Below are 7873 nucleotides of genomic sequence, written 5' to 3' on the forward strand. Positions count from 1 at the left end.
CTTGACCGCGAGCAAGGTCTTCTCGACGCCGACGCCCTTTTCCAGCACCTGGCCGGTGGTGAATACGTCGCCGGTGCGCAGCAGGTTGCGCCAGCGCATCTCCCAGCCGTCGATGCCGACCTTGGCGGCGAGCAGATCGATGCAGCCTTCGATGGCGAAGCTCGTCTGGTTGACGCCGAAACCGCGCATTGCGCCGCACGGCGGATTGTTGGTGTAGGCGGCGATCGCCTCGACCTCGAGCGCCGGCATCCGGTAGGGCCCGCAGGCGTGGCCCGCGGCGCGTTCGAGCACCTTGCCGCCGACCGAGGCGTAGGCGCCCGAATCGCCGACGATAGCGATTTTCGCCGCGGTGAGCCGCCCTTCGGCGTCGCAGCCGACGGTATAGGTCATCGTCATGGGATGGCGCTTGGGATGCATGCGGATCGATTCCTCCCGGGAGAGCTCGATCCGCACCGGGCGTCCGGTCAGGCGCGCAAGCAGCGCCGTCTGCGCCTGGATCGTCATGTCCTCCTTGCCGCCGAACGCGCCGCCGTTCGGGACAAGCTCGACGAACAACCGTTCCTCCGGCTCGCCGAGGACCGAGGCGATCTGGCGGCGATCCTCGAAGATCCCCTGGCCCTGGCTGAAGACGTGCAGGCGGCCGTCTGGCAGCGGCTGGGCGAGGCACGCCTCCGGTTCGAGGAACAGGTGCTCGATGCGCTGGGTTCTCCATTCGCCGCTGACGACGTGCGTAGACGCTGCGAGCGCGGCCTCGGCGTTGCCGCGGGCGTAGCGGGTCACCGAAAGCACGTTGTCGTGCCTCGGATTGACTTGCGGCGCGCCGGGCTTGATCGCCTCGATGGGGTCGAGCACCGGCGGCAGCGGTTCGTATTCGACCTCGACGAGCGCCGCGGCCTCGCTGGCCAGGCGCGGCGTCTCCGCGGCGAGCGCCGCGAGGACGTCGCCGACACAGCGCGCCTCCTCGCCTTCGGCGACGAAGACGGGCCAGTCGGCGTAAATCTGTCCGACCCAGCGGTCGCCGGGCGCGTCGGCGGCGGTCGCGACCGCCGCGACCCCCGGCAGCGCCAAAGCCTTGGAGACGTCGATGCGCAGGATTCGGGCTCGCGCGTGCTCCGACAGCACGACGGCGCCATAAAGGAGGCCTGGCGCGTCGATGTCCGCGACAAAGGGCCGCTGGCCGAGTGCGAGCTCGGCGCTCTGATAGCGCCGGAGCGACTTGCCGACGCCGCCGTTCTCGATGACCGGCGGAAGCGAGCCGCCGAATTTGGCCTCCTGGATGAGCTCCATCGCGTCGAGGATTTTCACGTATCCGGTGCAGCGGCAGAGATGCGCGTCGAGGTGTTTTGCGATCTCGGCGCGCTTGAGCCTCCTGCCCTGGTCGGTGATCCACTTGATCCGCAGCACGAAACCGGGCGTGCAAAACCCGCACTGCAGGCCGGCGGCCGCCTGGAAGGCGTCGGCGTAGAGCCGACGCTCGTTGTCGGAAACGCCCTCGAGGGTGACGACCGAGCGGCCCTCAACCTGTTCGGCGCGGATCGCGCAGGCGGATTTGGGCTGGCCGTCGAGCAGCATCAGGCAGGCGCCGCATTCGTGCTGCGGCGAGCAGCCCGACTTGACCGACTTGATCTTGAACGTCTCGCGCAGGACCTCGATGAACAGCTGACTGGTCCAGGTCTCGAACTGGCGCGGTTCGCCGTTGAGGATGAACTGGATCGTTTTCACATTCGCCATGGTCGGTCCTGCCGGCGCGATCGGCGGACCGGATCGCGTCGAAACGCGCCAGCGCGTCGCGCATATCAGTTATGCCTGGACGCCTTGACGAGACAGGTGTTTCATTGTCGCAGCCGTGCCCGGCGCCGCCCTTCCGCTGCGGTGAAGCCGAGACGACGCATCGGCCGCGGGAGGCCGACATATGCGACAGAATCTCCGAGTGAACGGCGCGCGGCTCTGGTCGCGCTTGGAGCGCCTGGCTGAAGCCGGCGCCCTGCCCGACGGCGGGGTCAACCGCCTCGCGCTGACCGAGGCCGACAGGCAAGGCCGCGACCTCGTCGTCGGCTGGATGCGCGAACTGGGCCTCGCCGTCACGATCGACGCGATCGGCAATGTCGTGGGCCTCCGTCGCGGTCGCGAGGACGGCCTGCCGGTGATGATGGGCAGCCACATCGACACTGTGCGCACTGGCGGACGTTTCGATGGCGCGCTTGGCGTCCTCGCCGGGCTCGAGATCGTCCAGACGCTCGACGACGCTGGCGTCGTCACCCGACGGCCGCTGGCGGTGGCCTTCTTCACCAACGAGGAGGGCGCGCGCTTCCAGCCCGACATGTTCGGCAGCCTGGTCTTCACCGGCGCGCTGCCGCTCGAAAAGGCGCTCGCCACGGTCGGCGTCGACGGCGCGGTCGCCGGCGAGGAGCTGGCGCGGATCGGCTACGCCGGCGAGGCGCCGGTCGGCCGCCCGAACGTCCACGCCTATGTCGAGCTGCATGTCGAACAGGGACCGACGCTGGAAGCCGAGGGCTGCACGATCGGCGCCGTCGAAGGCGTGCAGGGCATCTCCTGGACCGAGCTGACGCTGAACGGCCAGTCGAACCACGCCGGGACGACTCCGATGCGGATGCGCCGCGACGCCGGCTATGTCGCCGCCGAGATCGCATCCTATGTGCGCCGGCTCGCCCGAGACATCGGGGGAAATCAAGTGGCGACCGTAGGCGCGCTGACGCTCACGCCCAATCTCGTCAACGTCGTCGCCGAAAAGGCGCTGATGACGGTCGACCTGCGCAACACCGACAACGAGCGGCTCATGGAGGCCGAGCGCCGCCTCGCCGATTTTGTCGCCAAGACCGCTAAGGCCGAGGGCGTGACAGTCGAAACGCGCTCCCTTGCCCGCTTCGATCCAGTCGCCTTCTCGGCGCCGCTCGTTCACCGCGTCGAGTCGATCGCACGCGAGTTCGAGTTGTCGGTCAAGCGCCTGCCGAGCGGCGCGGGACACGACGCGCAGATGCTGGCCGCCGTCTGCCCGGCCTGCATGATCTTCGTGCCGAGCGCGGGCGGCGTCAGCCACGACATTGAGGAGTATACCGCGCCGGAACATTGCGCCGCCGGCGCCGACGTGCTGCTGCGGCTCGTGACCGAGCTTGCGGCATGAGACTGTCTCCAGACGACCTCGTTCTCGCGCGTGGCGGTCGTTTGCGCGCGCCCCTTCTCCCTGCGGGACAAGAGCCTGCCCCCGGGCGCAGACCCGAGGGTGGCCCGAGGGGCCGGATGAGGCTTTGGCGCAAAGCGCCGCAATCTTGGGTGACGATCGCGTCCACGCTTAGACCCACGACAACCCCGACTGTTGGCGCCCGATGGCCCTCATCCGTCGGGCTTCGCCCGACACCCTCTCCCACAGGGAGAAGGGGGCGGCGGCCGTTGTCGTCGCGCGATCTTGTCACCGGGACATGAAATGACCCGCCAGCTCATCCGCAACGCGATGATCGTCAACGGCGACGGACGCACGCCCCCGTTTCCCGGCGACGTGCTGATCGACGACGACGTCATTGCCGCGCTCGACGCCGTGAGCCCGACCGAGGCCGCGACCGCCGACCGGGTCATCGACGCCGGCGGCCGCGCGCTCGCTCCAGGCTTCGTCGATACCCACAACCACGGGGCGCTCGGCGGCGCCGCGCTCGGCGAAAGCGGCCTGCCGATCGCGTGCGAGCTCGCCATTCTCGGCGGGGTGACGAAGCGCATCTGCGGGGTCGACGGCCTGTCGCCGGCGCCGGTCGTCGAGGCGGAGCGGTCGCAGTACGCCGCGCAGCTGAAGCCCCTTGACGGCGCGATCGAGGGGATATGGACGTGGAGCTCGGTCGCCGAATTTTTGGCGTGGCATCGCGGGCGCTCGGTCACCGACATGGGGATCTATCTCGGCCACTCGGCCGTACGCCGCGTCGTGATGGCCAACGTCGCGCGGGTCGCCTCCGACGCCGAGATCGCGGCGATGGCGGAAGTGGTGCGGCGGGAGGCGCCCCTCACGCTCGGACTCTCGACCGGGCTCGTCTACAACCCTGCTGTCTATTCGGACCAGCGCGAGATCGCCGCTCTGGTGCGCGCGTTCAACGAGGTCAAGCCCGGCGCGCTCTTTCCTCATCTGCGCTCGGAGAGCGACAACATCATCGCGAGCGCCAGGGAAGTGATCGAGGCGGCGGTCGACGGCGGCGGCGGCTATTGCAACGAACATTCAAAGATCGCCGGCGCTCAGAACTACGACCGCATCGGCGAGCTCGAAGGCCTGCTCGCCGACGCCGCCTCGCTCGTCCCGACCATGGAGAACATGTATCCCTACACTGCGGGGTCGACGACCGGGGACGCCATCTTCCCCCCGGAGATGCGGGCGGGGGGCCGGGCGGAGTTTCTGGCGGCGCTCGAAGATCCCGCGCGGCGTGCGGCGATGATCGCCAAGATGCGCCAAGACTCCAAGAGCTGGGACAACTTTGTCCACTTCTGCGGTGGCCTTTCAGGCATACAGATCGCGGGCGTGAAGCCCGGAGTCGGCGACCGCTGGCTCGGCCGTCGGCTTGGAGACGTGGCGCGCGCCGCGGGCGCGGACGACCTCGACAGCGAGGAGGCCTATGCGGCGGTGTTCGAGTTCTTTGCGGCGAACCGGGGCGAGATCGCGATCATCACCCACTATGGCAACGACGCGACGATGGAACGCTTCTTCCGCCGCCCGACCATGGCGATCTGCACGGACGGCCTTATGCCGGGGCCGGGGCAGAAGCCGCATCCCCGCTCACTCGGCTCGTTTCCAAAGGCGCTGCGCATGGCGCGCGAAATGGGGATCCCGCTTGAGCAGATGGTTTGGCGCATGGCGACGCTGCCCTGCCGTTTCCTCAACCTGCCCGACCCGACGCTGCGCGTCGGCGCCGACGCGTCGATGACTCTGTTCGACCCAAAAACCGTGCGCGAGAACAACGACTACCTGAACCCGGAAATCCGGCCGTCCGGGGTCGACAGGGTCTGGATCCATGGGCAGCTCGTGCTCGAGCAGGGCCGGCTGGTTGCGCCGCAGCCGTTCCTGGGTCGGGCGCTGATAAGCCCGCTGCGCGCTTCGCGCAGCCAGAGCGTGATGATTTGAGGTCGCGCCGCGAGCCCTCACCCGGCCGCTTCGCGACGCCTCTTGCATCCCCGGGGGAGAGGGCTCTGCGGCAGCGCGCCTGACCCTTATGAGGCGGGGATGGTCAAGGGGTTCGAATCCTAGGACTCAAAGCGTCCGTTGCCGCATAGGATTCTCCCGACGGGAGGGACGCGCGTCGTCAACGCCAGCTCAGGGTCGATTTGACCGGTTCGCCAAGACATCAGGGAACCGATCGCAATCAACTTTTCCTTTCTGATTTTCGAAAGCTGCGGTACGATGTCCGACATGAGAACGACGGCGCAAAAGCCAAGGCGGCGGTCCCGCGTTGACGCCTGGCGCTCTGCAGCCGGATCGGCGACAGCGCCTGACGGCCCCTGCGTCCTCGGCGCTCGTCGACTCTTTCGCAGTAGCCGAACCGTCGCTCGCCGAAGGTCGGACTCGTTGGCCGTTGATTTTTTCCGCGTTCGCCCTCGTAACGTCCTGAAGAATCAAGATTCACGGGTGAATAAGGACGCCTTTTTCGGCGCCGAACGCCTGTCGAGCGAGGGGCGAGCGCACGCCGAACGCGCTCCGAACGGCGCCGAACGACGCCGTTTCGCGAGGAATCTGACATCCCGCCCGTTCCCGCCCAATCTCCCCCGCGCCATGAAACAACGCGATAAGCCCGAAGGCCCATGATCCCCAACGCCCCAAGACCATTCGACTTCGACCTCGGCGAGAGCGCCGACATGATCCGTGAGAGCGCGCGGAGTTTCGCCGACAAGGAGATCGCCCCGCGCGCCGCCGCGATCGACCGCGAAAACCTGTTCCCGCGCGATCTGTGGCCGAAGATGGGGGCGCTCGGACTGCACGGGATCACTGCGCCCGAGGAATACGGCGGCCTCGGTCTCGGCTATCTCCAGCATTGCGTGGCGATGGAGGAGGTGTCCCGCGCCTCCGGCTCCGTCGGCCTCTCCTACGGCGCCCACTCGAACCTCTGCGTCAACCAGCTTGTCCGCAACGGCAATGACGAGCAGAAGGCGCGCTACCTGCCGAAGCTCATCTCCGGCGAGCATGTCGGCGGCCTCGCCATGTCCGAGCCGAACGCCGGCTCCGACGTCGTCTCCATGACCACCCGCGCTGAGAGGAAGGGCGACCGTTGGATTATAAACGGAACAAAAATGTGGATTACCAACGGCCCGGTCGCCGAGACGCTGATCGTCTACGCCAAGACCGACCCGGCCGCCGGCGCGCGCGGCGTCACCGCTTTCCTCATCGAGCGCAGCTTCAAGGGCTTCTCCCACGGCCAGAAGCTCGACAAGCTCGGCATGCGCGGCTCCGACACCTCCGAGCTCGTCTTCGCCGACTGCGAGGTTCCGGAGGAGAACGTGCTGGGCAGGCTCGGCAAGGGCGTCAACGTGCTGATGAGCGGGCTCGACTACGAGCGCGTCGTGCTCTCGGCCGGTCCTCTCGGCCTGATGGCCGCCGCGCTCGAGGTCGTTCTGCCCTATGTCCACGAACGCAAGCAGTTCGGCCAGCCGATCGGGACCTTCCAGCTCGTCCAGGGCAAGCTCGCTGACATGTACGTGACGCTGAACGCCTCGCGCGCCTATGTCTATGCGGTGGCGAAGGCTTGCGACCGGGGCGAGACCACGCGCGAGGACGCGGCCGGCGCCATCCTCTACGCCGCCGAGCGCGCCACCCAGGTCGCCCTCGACGCGATCCAGATCCTCGGCGGCAACGGCTACACCAACGACTACCCGCTCGGGCGGCTTCTCAGGGACGCAAAGCTCTACGAGATCGGCGCCGGCACCAGCGAGATCCGGCGAATGCTGATCGGGAGGGAGCTGTTCGCCAAGACGGCGTGAGGAGGGCGCGCAGCGAGCGCGCCCGAACTCAAAACGTCCGCCACACCGCGATGGCCACGCCACGTTCGGTGTTGGTCTTATATGCAAGCGTAGTCTGGTAATAGCTGATCTGGAGCTGCCAGCGATCCCATACGGGTAGGACCAGACTCCCCTGGACCACGTTCTGCCGCCAGGCGGGAAAGGACCGATCGGTCGAAGGCATCGAAACCACGGCGAAATCCTGCAGCATGAGGATGACGCCCGGCGCGGGCTTGAGGCCGAGCGTCGCGTCGGCGTGCCATTCGTCCGGAGGGCCGGCGGTGCGCACCCGGTAGCCGAGCTCGAGATCAAGAAAGCCCTGGGCGGGACCGAGATTGAAATTCAAGCCTGCAAGCGCGCGCGCTTCCGCCGCCCCTCCGGTATTGCCGGCCTGCGCGGGCGACGCAGGATTCCACGCTCCGGGCAGAAAAAGCGTCGCCTGGCCGGAAAACACCCATGGGCCGGTCGACCAGAGCTTCGCCGTGAGCCCCAAGTCGGAATAGTCGAGGCCCGCGTAGAGACTCGACTCCGGCCGGCTCAGTTCATAGCGCTCGATCGCCATCTGGCCGAAGATCGTCCACTGGTCGTTGAGCCCGTATTCGGCGTAGGTCTGGAGGTCGGCACGGTTCTGCTTGACCCCCGGATTGTCGCCCCACGGGGCGCCGTCTCCCTGCCAGCCCCACAAGGTCTCGATCACCAGGCCCTGGCCCTGAGGCTCGGTCCACGCGCCCGCCTCCGCCCGCGCCGGCGCGAGAGCGACGAGCGCCAATGCGCAAACCACATCTCCGACGCACGCTGCCCTTCGGGCGAAGCCGTGCACGCCGCACCCCCGCCAAGACCCTTTCGCGCGACGCCCCAAGCGCCCACGTGGTTTTGGGCCTCCGTCTCTTTCCTT

5 protein-coding genes are annotated in these 7873 nt (G+C 67.9%); 3 read left to right on the forward strand and 2 right to left on the reverse strand.

The annotated features are described in order from the left end of the window. The coding region (locus ACLP25_RS10130) for a molybdopterin cofactor-binding domain-containing protein (protein WP_442469068.1) at window positions 1-1731 on the reverse strand (1731 nt) is incomplete at its 3' end. A gap of 181 nt (window positions 1732-1912) precedes the next feature. Here ACLP25_RS10130 and ACLP25_RS10135 point away from each other — a divergent pair. The 3 genes from ACLP25_RS10135 to ACLP25_RS10145 all read left to right on the forward strand — a co-directional run bounded on the left by ACLP25_RS10135 (window position 1913) and on the right by ACLP25_RS10145 (window position 6960). Then, complete coding sequence (locus ACLP25_RS10135; protein ID WP_442469069.1) at window positions 1913-3142, forward strand: Zn-dependent hydrolase; 1230 nt, start codon at window positions 1913-1915, stop codon at window positions 3140-3142. Window positions 3143-3442: 300 nt separating this feature from the next. Then, on the forward strand, window positions 3443-5113 hold the full coding sequence (locus ACLP25_RS10140) for an N-acyl-D-amino-acid deacylase family protein (protein WP_442469070.1): 1671 nt from the start codon (window positions 3443-3445) through the stop codon (window positions 5111-5113). Window positions 5114-5787: 674 nt separating this feature from the next. After that, window positions 5788-6960 carry an isovaleryl-CoA dehydrogenase gene (locus ACLP25_RS10145; RefSeq protein ID WP_442469071.1) on the forward strand — a complete coding sequence of 391 codons (1173 nt, stop codon included), beginning with the start codon at window positions 5788-5790 and terminating at the stop codon, window positions 6958-6960. A 28-nt stretch (window positions 6961-6988) separates the two neighbouring features. Here ACLP25_RS10145 and ACLP25_RS10150 read toward each other — a convergent pair whose 3' ends face one another. Then, entirely contained in the window at window positions 6989-7747 is a 759-nt protein-coding gene (locus tag ACLP25_RS10150; RefSeq protein WP_442469072.1) for a hypothetical protein, read from the reverse strand. Between the last annotated feature and the right edge of the window lie 126 nt (window positions 7748-7873).

The sequence above is a fragment of the Roseiarcus sp. genome (assembly GCF_052145395.1).
Lineage (GTDB): Bacteria > Pseudomonadota > Alphaproteobacteria > Rhizobiales > Beijerinckiaceae > Roseiarcus.

Bases quoted from the DNA above. Each gene is read 5' to 3' on its own strand.
- ACLP25_RS10135 (WP_442469069.1), top strand. From the start codon at position 1,913: ATGCGACAGAATCTCCGAGTGAACGGCGCGCGGCTCTGGTCGCGCTTG.
- ACLP25_RS10140 (WP_442469070.1), top strand. From the start codon at position 3,443: ATGACCCGCCAGCTCATCCGCAACGCGATGATCGTCAACGGCGACGGA.
- ACLP25_RS10145 (WP_442469071.1), top strand. From the start codon at position 5,788: ATGATCCCCAACGCCCCAAGACCATTCGACTTCGACCTCGGCGAGAGC.